General features: G+C 45.6%; 13 protein-coding genes. 5 read left to right on the forward strand and 8 right to left on the reverse strand.

What is annotated here, in order from left to right:
• Positions 1-16: 16 nt before the first annotated feature.
• Together NEE14_RS11675 and NEE14_RS11680 are read right to left on the reverse strand one after the other, a co-directional pair.
• Positions 17-1,069, reverse strand: a complete 1,053-nt coding sequence (locus NEE14_RS11675; RefSeq protein WP_251966638.1) for a family 43 glycosylhydrolase — start codon at positions 1,067-1,069, stop codon at positions 17-19.
• Positions 1,070-1,286: 217 nt separating this feature from the next.
• A complete protein-coding gene (locus tag NEE14_RS11680) occupies positions 1,287-5,231 on the reverse strand; it encodes a hybrid sensor histidine kinase/response regulator transcription factor (RefSeq protein WP_251966639.1) in 3,945 nt (1,314 codons plus the stop codon).
• Between the two features lie 292 nt (positions 5,232-5,523).
• Between NEE14_RS11680 and NEE14_RS11685 the strand changes: the two genes are divergently transcribed.
• The gene (locus NEE14_RS11685) at positions 5,524-6,732 is read left to right on the forward strand and encodes an MFS transporter (RefSeq protein WP_338578729.1); all 1,209 of its coding nucleotides are present in this window, start codon (positions 5,524-5,526) and stop codon (positions 6,730-6,732) included.
• Between the two features lie 115 nt (positions 6,733-6,847).
• On the opposite strand, the gene NEE14_RS11690 is transcribed toward NEE14_RS11685, so the two are convergent.
• The gene (locus NEE14_RS11690) at positions 6,848-7,354 is read right to left on the reverse strand and encodes a hypothetical protein (RefSeq protein WP_251966641.1); all 507 of its coding nucleotides are present in this window, start codon (positions 7,352-7,354) and stop codon (positions 6,848-6,850) included.
• Positions 7,355-7,881: 527 nt separating this feature from the next.
• On the opposite strand from NEE14_RS11690, the gene NEE14_RS11695 reads away from it, so the two are divergent.
• Complete coding sequence (locus NEE14_RS11695) at positions 7,882-8,607, forward strand: DUF6261 family protein (protein WP_251966642.1); 726 nt, start codon at positions 7,882-7,884, stop codon at positions 8,605-8,607.
• A 250-nt stretch (positions 8,608-8,857) separates the two neighbouring features.
• Here the strand turns inward: NEE14_RS11695 and NEE14_RS11700 are convergent, their stop codons facing one another.
• Together NEE14_RS11700 and NEE14_RS11705 are read right to left on the reverse strand one after the other, a co-directional pair.
• Positions 8,858-10,162: an alpha-L-fucosidase gene (locus tag NEE14_RS11700; protein WP_422394708.1), complete on the reverse strand. Its 1,305-nt coding sequence runs from the start codon at positions 10,160-10,162 to the stop codon at positions 8,858-8,860.
• 126 nt (positions 10,163-10,288) lie between these two features.
• Entirely contained in the window at positions 10,289-10,702 is a 414-nt protein-coding gene (locus NEE14_RS11705) for a cupin domain-containing protein (protein WP_251966644.1), read from the reverse strand.
• Positions 10,703-10,849: 147 nt separating this feature from the next.
• Here NEE14_RS11705 and NEE14_RS11710 point away from each other — a divergent pair, with 147 nt between their 5' ends.
• Positions 10,850-11,221: a winged helix-turn-helix transcriptional regulator gene (locus NEE14_RS11710; protein ID WP_251966645.1), complete on the forward strand. Its 372-nt coding sequence runs from the start codon at positions 10,850-10,852 to the stop codon at positions 11,219-11,221.
• A gap of 21 nt (positions 11,222-11,242) precedes the next feature.
• Here the strand turns inward: NEE14_RS11710 and NEE14_RS11715 are convergent, their stop codons facing one another.
• Genes NEE14_RS11715 through NEE14_RS11725 form a run of 3 tightly spaced genes read right to left on the reverse strand, consistent with a single transcriptional unit; the run spans position 11,243 to position 13,737 of the window.
• Positions 11,243-12,025, reverse strand: coding sequence for a TIGR02757 family protein (locus NEE14_RS11715; protein WP_251966646.1), 783 nt, complete (start codon positions 12,023-12,025; stop codon positions 11,243-11,245).
• A gap of 39 nt (positions 12,026-12,064) precedes the next feature.
• Entirely contained in the window at positions 12,065-12,778 is a 714-nt protein-coding gene (locus NEE14_RS11720) for a DNA alkylation repair protein (protein WP_251966647.1), read from the reverse strand.
• Positions 12,775-13,737 carry a 2-hydroxyacid dehydrogenase family protein gene (locus tag NEE14_RS11725; RefSeq protein ID WP_251966648.1) on the reverse strand — a complete coding sequence of 321 codons (963 nt, stop codon included), beginning with the start codon at positions 13,735-13,737 and terminating at the stop codon, positions 12,775-12,777. Before NEE14_RS11725 ends, NEE14_RS11720 begins: the two co-directional genes overlap by 4 nt.
• Before the next feature lie 136 nt (positions 13,738-13,873).
• Between NEE14_RS11725 and NEE14_RS11730 the strand changes: the two genes are divergently transcribed.
• On the forward strand, positions 13,874-15,106 hold the full coding sequence (locus tag NEE14_RS11730) for a nucleoside recognition domain-containing protein (RefSeq protein WP_251966649.1): 1,233 nt from the start codon (positions 13,874-13,876) through the stop codon (positions 15,104-15,106).
• A gap of 61 nt (positions 15,107-15,167) precedes the next feature.
• Positions 15,168-16,715 (forward strand): ATP-binding protein, encoded by a 1,548-nt coding sequence (locus NEE14_RS11735; RefSeq protein ID WP_251966650.1) that lies wholly within the window; start codon positions 15,168-15,170, stop codon positions 16,713-16,715.
• Positions 16,716-16,731 lie beyond the last annotated feature (16 nt).

Consider the following 16,731-nt stretch of genomic DNA (forward strand, 5'->3'; position numbering starts at 1 on the left):
ATTACGATTTAATGATTTATTTAATTACAGGAGGATAAGCATTCTCGGAAGGCTCCAGTTTATCTACATAAGGCCAACCGTCTTCATCCCACAGAATACGGTCGAGCAAAACCTGACGTTGTGCTCCCAGATTGCTCAATTCGAAGGCATGATACAACATCCAGGTATTACCTTCGTCGTCTAATTGCAGAATGGCATTGTGCCCGGTTCCTACGAAGCGGCTGTTCTTGTGGACAACAATTTCATGGGCATTGTCGAGCATCTTCTCTCCTTTCTTGTTGACATACGGACCGAATAGGTTTTCCGAGCGCGCTACTACCGTTGTGTAGGTGCTGTTTTCTCCTTCACAGCAGGAACCAATAGAAGCAAACAGGTAATAATAGCCGTTTCGTTTCCATAGATTGATTCCTTCATAGGCATTTCCGGCCAGCTGCTGTTTGGTTTCTACTTTCGGTGTGATATCCAGATTGTCTGTTACATTCAGCTCCATGATGTAAATATTCCGGAAACTGCCCCAGATCATATAGTATTTGCCGTCTTCTTCATAGAAGAACTGGTCGATGGAATTCTCTACATCAACATCGCGGCTGTTGAACACCTTTCCTTTCGGTGTAAACGGACCTTCGGGCGAATTGGAAACGGCATAACCTACGGTACTGATCCAATGATTACCCCATTCAGCCAACGAATAGAACAGCACATATTTTCCTTTGATATACCGGATTTCGGGAGCCCAGAGAGCCGCCTTCTTCCCTTCGGGATTGTTATCGACGAAGTTCGGGCGCGTCGCATCTGTAAAGGCCGTACCAATTTCTTCCCAATGCACCATGTCTTTGGATTTGAAGATCGGCAGATTGTGGATATCTTCGGTGGCATACAGATAATAAGTTCCGTCGTCCACCCGGATGGCTGTCGGATCAGGAGCCGAAATGCGGATCACCGGATTTCGATATCCTACAACGACTGTTGAATCAGAAGGATGGGTACTTTCTTCCTGGTTTGTAGAAGATTCATTGCCTCCGCATGCGAGGAGTAAAAACGAGCTGAATAAACTAAGTATGTATTTCATGTTGATATAAATTGGTGACGATTGAAATTGAGAATTGAGTGAAACTGCATTTCCCAGTATCAGGCAGCAAATTTCGTCAGGCAAAGATAATAATTCCCGATCAAACCTTGCGTATAATTGCTCAGACGATTGTCTATAAGTGGAGACATTTCTTTCATCTTCCGTACTGGAAAGGATGGTGCCGTAGATAGTGTCGCACAAATAACGAAAGTTTTGTTTACCCTTTGTTCCCCTTCGCATATTTAGAAGGACTGACGCCGAACTGACTGATGAAATTCGTACTGAAATACGATTGTGAGCGGAAGCCGACGGCCTCGGCTATCTCGTAAATCTTCATATCGCTTTGCAGCAAGAGTTCGGCTGCCCGTTTGAGACGGGTGATGCGGATGAGGTCGTTCGGTGTCATTTCTGAGATTTCCCGGATCTTTCGGTATAATGTCGGACGGCTGATGTGCATGAGTTCGGCTATCTGGTTGACGTCCAGTTCCGGATCGCTGATATGTTCCAGGATGATACCGTTTAGTTTCTCGAGGAACTGCTCGTCTGTCTTGGAATAGGCAATCGACTTCATGTTGGCCATGGGTGATTTAAAATAAAACTGACGGATATGTTCCCGGTTCGTCAGTAAATTGCTGATCTGGGCCAACAACAGGTTCATGGTAAAAGGTTTGTCGATATAGGCATCGGCGCCTGATTCCAGCCCTTCCAGCTTGGATTGTGTAGTGGTTTTAGCTGTCAGTAAGATAACGGGAACATGGCTGAATTCAACATTTGTCTTGATCTGTTTCAATAACTCCAGACCATCCATTACCGGCATCATAATATCGCTTATTACCAACTGAATACTCTGGTGATGCATCTTTTCGATGGCATCGGCCCCATTTACGGCAACACATACATTATACAGGCTGTTCAATTCCTCAGCCAGGAAAGTCCGCATTTCCGCATTGTCTTCAACAACCAAAATAGTTGCCCGGCCTTCCTGATAAGTCAGTTGCAGATCGGATGCCGGCTCGATGCTATGCTCTTCTTCCGGTTCTTGAATAGATTCGTGTTGCCTCAGCGGCAGGAGAAGGCGGAAGCAGGTAGGCATTTCAAGATCTGTACTTTGTATGAGAGAAAGCGTCCCGTGGTGCATTTCGGCCAATGAACGTGCCAAAGGTAAGCCCAGTCCGGTTCCAGTCTTTCCCGCCGCATCCGGAACCCGATAAAAAGGTTCGAATATCTTTTCCCGCAATTCTTCCGGTATGGTTTTCCCGTCGTTACTAAAGTCAATCTGTATCAGGTCCTGATCCTTGAGCTGAAAATGAATCTGTATGTTTTTCCGGGCATATTTGATGGCATTGGCCAGCAGGTTGCTGACTATTTTCGTGACAGCTTCGCGATCGACATAGGCATAAAGCTCTGTCATGGAAGAAGTCCAGTTGAGCACCAGTCCTTGTGAAGCGGCCGATTCCTGAAACCGTCCCATGGTTTCTTTCAGCAGTTCCATCAGATTGGTGCGGACGAAGTTCAGCCGATAACCTTCTATCTCGGTCCGGCGGAAGTCGAGCAGCTGATTCACCAGCGATAACAGCCGGGATACATTCTTATCCATCAGTCGAAGCGACTCTTCCACCTTGCCGGGCAAACCTTTATCCTGCAGCACCCGCTCCAGCGGATTCTTGATCAGGGTAAGCGGCGTGCGGATTTCGTGGGCAATATGGATGAAGAATTCGATCTTGGCCTGATAGAGCTCTTTCTCTTTCTGATCTTCAAACAGGCGCATGTTGTAGGCCATTTCCTGTCGGGTCTTGTTGCGCCACCAGTAGAGAACCGATCCGACAAGTGCGAGAATAACCAACCCATACACTATCTTGGCCGGGAAAGACGCCCACCACGCAGGCAATACTTCTATTTCCAGGCGGGTGACAGTCGGGCTCCAGCGATTGGACAAGTTGGTGGCACGGACTTCGAGCAGATAATGCCCCGGAAGCAGATTGGTGAAATAGACGGTGTTGCGCTCGCCTATGTCAGTCCACCGTCCTTCACCCCCATTCATCCGATATGCATACTGAACCGATGCAGGAGCCATGAAACTCAAGGTGGAAAAGCTGATATTGAAAGTAGACTCGTTATGCTTCAAGGTTACTCGGGTCAAAGGAGAATCTGGTGATATATTGAGGACATGCTCCTGGTTATCGAGCTCAAGAGTATGCAGGTGGACCTTGGCGGGAAGCGGATCGCTCCAGACTTCCTCCGGATGGAAATGAATGAATCCCTTGATGGAGCCGAAATAGAAATTCCCCTCCGTATCTTTAAAGGCAGAGTTCTCATTAAACTGCCGGGAGATCAATCCATGATTTTCCGTATATGTGGTTATCAGCCCGGTCTTGGTCTCCAGTCGTACCAATCCGTTTGCCGAACTGATCCAGAGACAGCCTTCTTCGTCCGGGAGAATCTTGAAGACCACATTGCTCGGCATTCCATTCTTGACGGTATAATGAACGGATTCACCGGTCTGGAAATCGTATTTGATGACTCCTTCCATGGTGGCAAACCACATATTGCCTTCCGGATCTTCACATATATCGTTGACGAAGTTGTGCCGCTGAGTATTCAGTTTGTCGTACGGGAGATACATCCCGGTGTTGCTGATAGGGTTATAATAGAAACTTCGGTTGAACATGCCTGTCCAGATTCGTCCTAACCGGTCTTCATAGATACAGCGGACCGAATAAGCCGGGAACTGGGGCGCATAACGGAAGCAGTCGTTCAGATAATCGTATTTATAGACACCGTCGTCGGTTCCTACATAAATTTGTCCTTCGCGCAAAACTTTGATACAACGGACCGAGCTGTTCTTGGTGCTGGCAGAATCTTTAAGTAAGCTGTATCGCTTGACAACCTTCCGGCTTTGGATATCCATCTTGTCGATTCCGTGGATGACATGCCCGATCCATAAAAAGTTATCTGAAGCCGCCAGACTGCGGATATTGGTATGGGCAATACCGGAATTGTCGGGCAGAGGCTGATAATTCGTAAAGAGAGACGTGCGTTTGTCGAGGCAGTTGATACCGGCATCTTCGGTCCCGATCCAGATATTTCCGAACTTATCTGTACAGATATCCCGGATTACTTCTCCTTTCATGGAGTTCGGACCATCGCCCGGATAATAGATCTGAAAGGGCTGGAAAGGCGAATAATAATTGATGCCGTTCTGGTGGAAACAAATCCAGATTCCGTTTTCCCGATCGCGGCAGAAAGCGGAGATATATTGACTCGACAAGGCATACGGATCACGCGGATCCTGTTGTACCCGGCGGCATTCGCCTGTATTGGCCTGATAAATGATAAGTCCGGAATCCGTTCCGATCCAAAGCTCGTTTTCTTCCTTTTCCATCAGACTGTTGATGAGAAACGTCAGCTGGTTAGCTTCCTGAATATGCAAATCCTGGAAAAGATGAGAATCGGTATCGAATATCTTGATGTCGTCATGTTCATACGCCACATAGATACGATGGGCAAATGAGGATGGATATAGCATCTGCAGTTTCCGGGCCGGCTGGTTGGGAAAGAGCGGGAAGGTTTCTATCCGATCTTCTTTTTCATGAATCAGGGAAAGCGAGCCATTGCTGTCGCCCACCCATATTTCCTGATTGGTGGTGATGCAGAACGACGTATAGGCCAAGTTGTCGGGATGGGCAAAGATACGATAAGGATTATCCGTCTGGTCATAGCAGATAAGATTACCGTCCATCAGCATCCACAACCGGTTCTGGCGGTCGAACTGGAAGGATGGAATACGTTTATTGGCTGTCAGGGATAAATGATGAAACGATTCCTGTTCTTTGTCATACCGGAAGAGGCCAGCCAACGTACCGACCCACAGATTGCCTTCCTGATCACAGTTCAATGAAGTAATCCAGTTGCTGCCTAACGTGGAACTGACTTCCGGATCGTGGCGGAACACCTTGAAAGAATACCCGTCGAAGCGGTTCAGGCCGTCGCGCGTGCCAATCCAGATAAACCCGTCTTTATCCTGGATACAGCTGGTAACCATATTATCGCTCAGGCCATGTTCTACCTGATAATGGCGGAATATATAATTCACCTCTTTCGCCGACAGGGAAAAGAGCGAAAGCAGGCTAACAAGACAGACGATCAACAAAGTGTGCTTCATATACCGGATTTGAAGATTGACGACCGAAAGATACATAAAAATATGTCAACTGCAGACGTCTGTCAAAGGAAAAGAGAAAGCTTATTAAGCATTAGATATTGTATCAGAAATATGCAGTATTGTATCAACAGGGGCTTGATTCTCCGAAAATGAGACAAATATGCAAAAGAAAGGCATGATTTCAAGCCGTTTCCCGCATGCCTTCGACTTACATTTGTGATACAAGACCGACGAATATTAAGCACTAATTTTTATAAGTATTATGATTAACACAAGCAACAACGCGACAAGCATGGGCACGAAGATACAGCTTTGCGTCATGATGTTTCTTCAGTATATGCTGAGTGCCGTATGGTGGGTGCCTTTGGCTGCCTATCTGTCGCATACCTTAAAACTCGAAGTTTACCAGATTTCTCTGGTGTTAAGTTCGATGGCCATCGGCGCTATGGCCTCATCTTTTATCGGAGCCATAGCCGACCGCTATTTCGCAGCCGAGAAAATCCTGGCGGTACTGAATGTGCTGACGGGTATCTTCTTGCTGATTGCCGCCCGGCAGGATGCTTTTCCGGGACTGATGGTGAGTGTGGTGCTGGCTATGCTTTGCCACATGCCGACGCAGAGCCTTACAAGTACGATTGCCATGCAGCACGCGCCTGCCGAGCAGTTTCCGCGCATCCGGATGTTCGGTTCAGTAGGTTGGGTGGCATCCGGTATCTTTAGTATCATCGCTTTGTATGTGATGCATTTGCCTGCTTTTGACGATACGAACCTGCCGATGTATTGCGGGGCGGCTGTCTGCTTTGTGGCTGCCTTGATGAATCTGCGACTGCCGCATACGCCTCCGGCCACTTCGAAGGCTTCCTCCATTTCTCTGATGGATATTACAGGTTTCAGTGCTTTCTCGCTGATGAAAGACAAGAACTACCGGATCTTCATGATCCTGACTTTTCTGTCGATCATTCCGTTTACCTTGTATCATGTATATGGTTCGATGATTTTAGCAGACGAACATGTGCAGAATATTACGGTTACCCTAAACTTAGGACAACTTGCCGAGATGTTCTTCCTGGTGATTACGACCTCTATTCTGGTAAAATCGGGTATCAAGAAGACATTGATTTATGGTCTGGTGGCCTTGTTTGTTCGTTATTTTGCCTTCTTTTTGGGAGCCGAAACCGACGCGCAGTGGTTTTATTATATCGGAATCATCGTACATGGGCTGATCTTTGGCTTGTTCTATGTAGGCGGACAGGTATATACAGACCAGGTAGCGCCGAAAGAGATGAAAGCCCGTGCACAGGGACTTTTATTCTTCCTGGTATGGGGAATCGGATTCTTGATTGGCACGTTATGGAACGGATGGCTGATTGATATGTTCCGTGATGGCGATAAATGCGATTGGCCTGTATTATTCCTGATCTCATCAGGAGTTTCATTGATCTTATTGTTATTCTTTGTGTTTGCTTTTAAACCCGTCGAGTTGAAACGGGAAGAAGTATAAGTTGCCTCATACTTAGGAAGTGAATGGGCGGGAAAGAACAGGCTTGTCTTTCTCGCCCTTATTGCCTGTCGCTTCGGTGTAGAATTATTCCGGTATCGGAAGTGAGCAAAGACGCTTATTCTTTTCCCGGGCGGACAAAGATGACGGCACGGCCTAGTTGTTCTGCAAGGGCTTCGTCAGGCAAGATGTGTTTACCGTTTACATAGATGTCTGTAAGGATAGCAGGGTGACGTAATTCGCAGCGTACCGTGTCCACCCAGTCATCGCTCCAATGAATATAATCCAGCGTGTACTTGCCGCCTGTCTGAAAAGAAGGTGTAAACCCGAGATACCTGAGGCCTTGCTCTGTTTTGCCAAAGCTGCTTCCATTCGGTATTTCTTGTAGAGGAAAATACGGGGTAAGATCCGTGCCCGCACCCGGTTCAATCCAGATATTGTCCGGATTGATGCAACCCGTTGTCTCGGGATTAAACAGGTCATTCCCTTCTGCGTCTTGCAGGAATGCGTGGATGGATACATCAATCGTATCGTATCCCGGAGCCGGCAATTCATCTTTGTCATCGCAACCCATTCCCATAAAAAGGCTGGTGATGGAAATCAATGTGCATAAGAACTGTTTCATAACTATTAGGGATTTATTGGGGGGGATGTTTTCATGTTAACTTCGCAAATATAAATAATTAAACGGATAAATCATTCTCTGAAAAGAGGATAATTGGGTGATATACCTTCAGAAGTGAATCTTTTTAATCTCTTTTTCTCCACTTCTCTTGGCGGATTCTTACCGGCAAAGTGCTTTTTTAGGAGGAAATTTCAAAGATTTGCCTTGAAAAAGTACTTGGACGGTCAAAATCTTGGCGGATTAGGACTGAAAAAGTGCTTGGATGACCAAAATCTTGGAAGAATGACACTAGAAAAGACTTTTCTAATGAAAATCTTTGCGGATTCTTCTTGAAAAAGCACTTTTTGGATAGAAATCTTGACAGAATGTTATTTCCTGATCTTTTTGTCATTTTAGCTTCTCTCGTATTGGTTTTTCTTGCTGAAAAACATAGTCCTTTTCCGAATGTAAAACTTGCAATCTTCTTTGGGATAGATTACTTTTAGCAGTGACAAAAACTTGTTTAATCTTTCAATTCGTGTTTTATTATGAAGGAAATTCAGAATTTGAGCATCAGTCAATTGCAAAACGAAGAAGCCTTTGGCTTTTTCACGTTGGTGAAGGAAGAAATGGACAATCTGCCAGCCGACCCGGGTGAAGGTGTGGCTCCACTGAAGGCGGTAAAGGAAGCTTATATTGAAAAATTGGATGCGTATGATGAAGCGTTAGAGACTTCCAACAAGTTGGATTCGGTACAGACTGTCGAGGCGGCGGATGCGGCAGCCGACGAGGCGTGGGGCGCGTCTTACGCGTATTCGAAGGCGATGGCACGCCATCCGGATTCGATGATACGCAATGCCGCATTATCGTATGTGGCGGTGTATGAAAAATATGGAAATCCGACGAAGTTGGCTCAGGTGAAGGAACTGGGTGTGTTGCAGAACTTGCTCACGGACCTGGAGGCTCTTGGGGATGACGAGACGATCGGTTTCACGATGTGGCGAGAATACATTGCTGAGACTACGGCTTCATTGATGGATGCCATGAACAACCGTACCGACGAACAAAGCCGCATACAGGTGGGCATTGTGAAGGAAACCCGCTTGGCAACCGAGGCGGCTTATCGGGATTTGGTGGGCAAAGTGAATGTCGTGGCGGCCTATGAGGGCGATGCGGCGTACGCCACGTTTATCGACCATATGAATGCGTTGATCGACCGCCAGAAAGCGATCTTGAAAGGGCGGACAACTCGTAATAAGAAAAAGGCGCAATGATTGTGAGGAATGAAAAACATGATGTCCAATCTACGGACGACCGGCTGTTGCCTTTTTCATGATACAATAGAATAAGTCTGCTTGTGGATAACAAAGATGGGGGAAAAAAAGAAAGAACCCAAATATCTGCGGATAGATTCTGATACTACTGAGGAAGAATACAAAAATAACGAGAATCGGTTCCGTTTCTCGTTTGTTTCGAAATCGATTCTCGTTATTTCTGAATCCGGAATGAAGAGCGTCTCTCGTCTTAGTTCGAAGAGATCACCTGTCCTTCTCCACGGTATAATTTGACAGGTCCGTCGAGTAAGACGGCCAATACGGTGATTTGCTCATCCAGGACCCGGTCGGGAACGTCAATATACAAGTTGCCTGGAACTTCGCTCCAGTAGTTCTTGTTGTAGACCTTATAGGAAAGCATCGTTCCGTTTCCTACTACCCAAACCCGGTTTACCTTGTTCATCAATCCCTTAATCTCGACCGGACCGTTCGGACGATACGGCAGATACAGATACAGGATGTCGCCGGCTTTGTTCAAGGTGGTATAGCCTTGGAAATGTTCTGCCGGAATACCGGCACGTGTCTCGTAAACCGCTTCTTTATGCTTCTTGATCCACCGGCCGAATTCCTTCAGGATAGCCACCTGCTCTTCCGGGATCGTTCCGTCTTCTTTAGGACCAATGTCGAGCAATAAGTTTCCGCCCATACTGAGGCAATCAACAAACGTGCGCAACAAGATATAGGGCGTCTTGTAGTTTGTATCTGTATGCTGATATCCCCACGAATCGTTCATCGTCATACATAACTCCCAGTATTTGTCTTTCGGCCGGACAACCGGGACACCTTGTTCGGGAGTCGCGTAGTCGCCATATCCCTGAATACGCGAATTAATAATGACATTCGGATTAGTAGAACGAAGCAGGTCGACAATTCCTTTGGAGTTCCACGCCTCGGCACTTTGTTCCCAGTCGCCGTCAAACCAGTACAGATCCGGTTTCCAGGTTTTATTCAGTTCTGATAATTGGGCAAAATTGAACTGGACAAACTTATTCCACCGGGCCGGATCGTCTTTATACCGGGTTTCTGTCTTGGTCTTGTTCGGATAATCCGGATGCGACCAGTCGAGGAGTGAATAATAAAATCCTAACTTCAGTCCATGTTTGCGAACTTCTTCCACGAAGGGCGCCACCAGATCCTTTCCGGCCGGAGTCGATTTGACAACGCTCAGGTCGCCTGCCTTCGTATCCCACAAAGCGACACCGTCGTGATGCTTGGTGGTCAGTACCGTATAGCGGGCACCACTTTCCTGAATCAAATCCACCCATTCCTTCGGATTGTATTTCGAAGCCGTAAAACCTTTGGTCTGGCTCATGTATTCATCGTAAGGCAGATAATTATTGTAGAAAGACCAACTTTCCGATACGCCGTTTACGGCATAGATTCCCCAATGGATGAAGATACCCAGTTTGGCTTCTTCAAACCATTCCATCCGTTTTTCCTTCTGCTCATCTGTTTGAGTACTGGCAACTTCCTGAGCCGGAAGCTGCATTGACATTGCTAACCATGCAATGCTTAGGGCCATTAAATGTGTTCGCATTGTATTATAATTTAATGTTTGACATACAAATGTAACACTTCTGGAGGGATTTTCAAGGGAAATAGGGAAAAAACAGTCCGCTTTTTATTTCCACAAAGGAGCCTGCTCGAGAATCGTAGCGTCGGTAAAGGTAAATTGTTCCAGTGAATGCTGCTTTGCCTGTACAACGATGTAATGCATCGGTTCGTTGGCTGTATTACGCATCGAACGGCTTCCTTCGGGAGCTACGCGAACTACACTGCCGCTTTGAATCGGGAAACACTGATCGTCTACCTGGAAATCACCTTTCCCACTCAGAATGATATAGGTCTCTTCATTCTGCTTGTGAGCATGAAAAAACGGCGTAGCCTCGTTGGGTTGCAATGTCGAGATGGAAATCTCGGTAGCTGTTGCACCTGTCGCTTCTTTCAGGAAGATCTTTTCCTTCCATTCGTTCATCGATCCAGTTTCAATACTTGTGAAATTCTTACCGCTGATTGTTGCCATTTTCTGTTCCATAATCTGTTAAATTTAAAAGTGTTCTTTATATTTGTGATGCAAAGATGAACGAAAGAATAGAGGCAGTCAAGAAGGCACAGCGACGTTCGTCAGTAACATTTTTGTTACGATTATTCGTTTACAGACAGATAGTAAAGGGTTAAAAATATGAAAGAATTTCATCATCATAAATTTTGTCCGATTCGGGATATCTTAAGTCGCATTGGCAGTAAATGGTCTATGTTGGTTTTAGTTACATTAGACGCGAACGGTACGATGCGTTTCAACGAGATTCAGAAGTCTATCGGCGATATTTCCCAGCGGATGCTTACATTAACGGTACGTACGCTTGAAGCAGATGGACTGATAAAACGGGATGTCTATCCGGAAGTCCCGCCACGCGTTGAATACACACTGACCGACCGTGGCCGTAGTCTGATGCCCCTGTTGAAAGAATTGGTCCGTTGGGCATTGGATAATCAGGAACAGATTCTGGAGGAAAGAGCTAAACTGGATGTCCCGGAAGAGGTGAAAGAATAATTCCGTTGATGAAGGTCGCTCCTACTCGATTCCCTTTTGATTAGCCTCTTCTTCCCCTTTCCCGAAGAGAGCAAAATCTCCTAAGCAAGGATCATCCGGGAATACTTCTCTTAACTGATCCGTAATCTGCTGGGCAATATGCTGCGTTTGTGATTTAGTCTCTGGAATCAGTCCGAGGCGGATTGCCATTTTGGTTACGTGCGTATCTAACGGAATAATCAGGTCTTTGGGCTTAAGAGCCTGTTTCCAGATACCTAAATCTACAGTTTTATCTTGTCGCACCATCCAGCGCAGGAATAGAGCCAGGCGTTTGCAGGCAGAATAGCTGGATGGCTCAGGGATTCCTTTGATCCCGGAAAACAATGATTGTAATTTATATAGGTGAATATGGGCATTTCGGTGCATATCCGGTCCTATTTCTGTCTGCATAACAGCCTCTTCCAAGGAGTTATAGACGGTATAGATCTTATTGAGTCTCATGCAAAGGGCTCTTAAATCCACGTAAGAATAGAACCGATAAAACTTCTTCCCTTTATTCATCGTCGAAATCACCTGGTTGATATTGTCTGTATCGCGGATGAATTCGAAAGGTTTCCAATCAATAGCCTGATGGAATTCGTTTAATTTCCGGATAACACATTCCCGTTTTCCGAAAGTAATCCAGGTTGTGATGAAGGCAGAGACTTCAATATCCTTTTTCTCTGTGAAATGATGAGGAAACTGGATCGGATCACGGGTAATAAAATCTGGAGTATGATATCTCTTCGCCAGTTCACGAATTTCTTCTGCTATTTTCTTGTTCATAAATTCTCACTTGTTATAAACTGAAGACAAAATCTACTGTTACTTCTTTCGGAGGAAATCCTGTCTTTCCTCTTCCGGATAATGCTCGATGGCATAACGAAGAGCCGTGCGGGGTAAACGGGTGGCATATTCATCGAGAAACTCGGAAAGGACATCCCGGTTGCGCTTACCGATTTCACGAAGCATCCAGCCAACGGCTTTGTGCATAAGGTCGTGCTTATGGTTCATCAGTTGCCTGGAAAGGGCAAGGGTGTCGTCAAACTGATCGTGGCGGATGAGGGCTATGGTAGAGACAATCGCAATGCGTTGCTCCCACAGGTTGTCACTTTCGGCCAACCGGTACAGCAGACTATGGTCTGGCTGATGCAGAAGATAACCGCCTACGATAGTCGGACAACTTAAATCGACCAGATCCCAGTTGTTACAGTGTCGGGTATTCTTCAGATAAAACTGGTAGATGTTACAGCGTTCCTCATCAGTCGTCTTTTTCTTCTTGACGCGTTCTACAAGGATGAGTAGCGCACAAAGCCTTGCTTCATGCCATGGAGAATGGATCAGGATTTGTAATTCTTCCAGCGGCGTATCTATATTCGCTTTGGCAATGTTGCGCGTCAGCGGAACGGGAATACCCATGAAGCTGTCACCTTCCCCATATTCTCCGGGACCAGTTTTGAAAAAGCGGCTCAAATGTGCTGCTTTTTCGGTTGATGCGACCGATTGGAGTTCGTCTATGATAAAAGAAGCCGTTTTCATGGATGCAATACACGGGTGATAGGACGGTCGCCTTCCAGGAAACCGATTACATTATTACAAACGGTTTGTGCCATGATGACACGAGTTTCGTATGTCTGGGTCCCGATGTGGGGTGTAAGAACGACATTCTCCAACTCTAATAATTCGGGCAATGGATGATCGCCAAATTCGAAAACATCCAGGCCGGCGCCATGAATGGTTCCGTCTTGTAAAGCTTTTACCAACGCATGTTCGTCGACTAACGGACCACGGGCTGTATTGATTAATACGGCTGAAGACTTCATCTGCTTGAATTCCTCTTCTCCGATGAGGTGATAGGTCTCGGGTGTATAAGGTGCATTGAGGGAAACAAAATCCGATTGAGCCAGTAATTCCTCTTTGGATACGTAGCGGGCAGGGATGGAAGCTTCTTCTTCGGGTGACAACCGATGGCGATTATGATACAGAATATGCATGTTACACGCTACTGCCCGTTTGGCCAAAGCCTGTCCGATACGTCCCATACCGATTATACCTAATGTCTTTCCGTCAATAGGAATACCTAAATTCTCCAGCACACCAACCTTCATCTGTTTTCCTAACCGACGTAGTTTACGGTCGCATTCTGTTATACGGCGTGCCACATCAAGCATTAATCCCAACGCAATATTTGCGGTCGGAGCTGTAACCGGTGCCGGTGTATTCGTCACGGTGATTCCTTTTTCTATGCAATATGCCACGTCAATATTGTTATATCCGACGGCATAGTTGGATACCAGTTTCAATTTTGGAGCATGATCCACTAGTTTCTTATTGACCGGAAAGTCGAACATTGAACACAGAACATCGTATTCCGGGATCATTTCATATACTTCTTCGTAGGAAAAATCTCGTCCTTCAGGGAAAGTTACATCATACAGCTTTTCCAGCTCTGTAAATCCTTCACGGAACATATCGTAGGTTACTAATACTTTTATCATGGTCGCTTTTCTTTTAGTTGTTGCGAAAGTAATGTACAAACATACAAAAAATCCTGGCTATTTGAAATAGCCGGATATACTAGAAGCTTGGAAATGGAAAGATATTCTTATATTTGCTTCCTAAAAAACAGAACATATGGTACTGAATTATATTTGGATTGCTTTCTTTCTGATAGCTTTTGTCGTAGCTGCCTGCAAATTGCTTTTCTTGGGCGACACGAATGTCTTTACGGAGATTATCAATGCTTCGTTTGCCTCAGCGAAAACAGGCTTTGAGATCTCATTGGGGCTGACCGGTATATTATCTCTCTGGTTAGGTATTATGAAGATTGGAGAGAAAGGAGGCGTGATTCAGGCATTTGCGCGGATGGCTTCTCCGGTATTCAGTAAGCTTTTTCCGGATATACCGAAAGATCATCCGGTGACCGGCTCTATTTTCATGAACTTGTCGGCAAATCTCTTGGGATTGGATAATGCGGCTACGCCGATGGGACTGAAAGCGATGACACAGTTGCAGGAATTCAACCGGGAGAAAGACACCGCCAGTAATCCTATGATTATGTTCCTTTGCATCAACGCCTCCGGATTGACGCTTATTCCCATTACGATCATGATGTATCGGGCGCAATTAGGAGCAGCCAATCCTTCGGATGTCTTCTTACCAATTATGTTGGCTACATTTATTTCTACGTTGGTGGCTATCTTGGCGGTCTGTTTTAAGCAGAAGATAAATATCCTGCAACGGAACTTATTGCTTTTCTTTGGCGGTATGGCAGTTTTGATTGGTGGCCTGATCTGGTTGTTCCATTCGATGACACAAGAACAGGTTTCTCTCTACTCTACCCTTTTTGCCAATACTTTGCTGTTTACCATTATCTGCGGATTTATCCTGAGTGGCGTCCGTAAAAAGCTGAATGTCTATGATGCTTTTATTGAAGGAGCGAAAGAAGGCTTCCAGACGGCCATTACGATTATACCTTATTTGGTTGCTATCTTAGTTGGAATTGGGATTTTCCGTGCTTCGGGAGCGATGGATTTCCTGATTGAAGGTGTTCGGTTCTGTGTAGGTTCTCTGGGCTTGAATACCGACTTTGTAGAGGCTCTTCCTACTATTCTGATGAAACCGTTAAGCGGAAGTGGTGCGCGCGGTATGATGCTCGATGCGATGAATACGTATGGAGCGGACTCATTTGTGGGTCGTTTGTCTTCTATTGTCCAAGGTTCGTGTGATACTACATTTTATGTAGTCGCGCTTTATTATGGAAGTGTAGGCATTAAGAATACCCGATATACGGTTCCCTGTGCTTTACTGGCAGATTTGGCCGGAGCGATTGCGGCTATAGCTATGGCTTATTTATTCTTTGGATAGGATAGAAAACAGAGAGAAAATACTACCTTTGTAAAACGACAACCCTCAAATCAGAGAAGCTATGAACAGAAAATATCCGATAGGCATCCAGAGTTTTGAGAATATCCGCAAGGAAGGATATTTGTATGTGGACAAGACCGCCTTGGTCTATCAGCTGGTTCAGACGGGAAAGTATTATTTCCTGAGTCGTCCCCGCCGTTTTGGAAAGAGTCTGTTGCTTTCAACCTTGCAGGCTTATTATGAAGGGAAGAAAGAACTGTTCGAAGGCTTGGCGATGGCTTCATTGGAAAAAGACTGGAAAACTTACCCGGTATTGCATTTGGATTTGAATGCTCAGCGCTATGATTCGGTAGATAGCTTGACTTCTATTCTGAATGATACCTTATGTGAGTGGGAACGTCTTTATGGAACACAGGAAAGTGAAACGACGTTATCTCTCCGCTTTAAGGGTGTTATTCAACGGGCGGCTGAGAAAACAGGCCGGAATGTGGTGGTCTTGATTGACGAATACGACAAACCCATGCTACAGGCAATCCATAATAAAGAGCTCCAATCTAACTATCGGAATATCCTGAAGGCTTTTTATGGAGTACTGAAAAGCAAGGACGCTTATCTGCAGTTTGCGTTGCTGACCGGTGTGACAAAGTTCAGTAAGGTTAGTGTATTCAGTGACTTGAATAATATTGAAGATATAACGCTTATCCGAGATTTTGCAGGCTTATGCGGTATCAGTGAAGAGGAATTATATGCAACATTATCGACAGATATTCAAGAGTTGGCAGAAGCTGTCGGTATGAGTTATGAGGATACTTGCCGAAGATTGAAGGAACAGTATGACGGTTATCATTTTGCTGAACGTACATCCGGTATGTACAATCCGTTTAGTTTGTTGAATGTGTTGAAGAGTAAGCAATTCCGTAATTACTGGTTCGAGACAGGAACGCCGACGTATCTGGTGGAATTACTGAAAGAGAATCATTATCCGTTGGAACATCTGACGTATGAACAGGCGACGGCCGATACGCTGACCGGCATTGATACGGTGGATTCATCTCCGATCCCGGTACTTTATCAGAGCGGTTATCTGACGATCAAGGATTATGATCCGGAATTTGAGACTTATACATTGGGTTTCCCGAATAAGGAAGTGGAAGAAGGCTTTACCCGCTTCCTATTGCCTTATTATGCGCATATCCGTTCGGGCAGTTCGGCTTTTCATATCGTGAACTTTGTCAAGGAAGTGCGTTCGGGTGATATAGACGGATTCATGAAACGTCTTCAGAGTTTCTTCTCGGATACGCCATACGAGCTGGTACGAGATTTGGAATTGCATTACCAGAATGTCCTGTTCATCATCTTCCGCTTGGTAGGATTTTATACACAGGCCGAATATCATACATCCGAAGGACGTGTGGATTTAGTCATTCGCACGGACCAGTTCATCTATGTAATGGAATTTAAGTTAGACGGTACGGCCGAGGAAGCCTTACAGCAGATAGAAGAAAAGCAGTACGCTTTGCCTTTCGCATCCGATCCGCGTCGCTTGTTCAAAGTAGGTGTGAACTTCAGCAACGCGACTCGGAATATCGAGAAATGGCTGGTGAGATAACCGGCTTTCGGCTGTT

Source organism: Parabacteroides sp. AD58 (assembly GCF_023744375.2).
In the GTDB taxonomy this organism is placed as follows: domain Bacteria; phylum Bacteroidota; class Bacteroidia; order Bacteroidales; family Tannerellaceae; genus Parabacteroides; species Parabacteroides absconsus.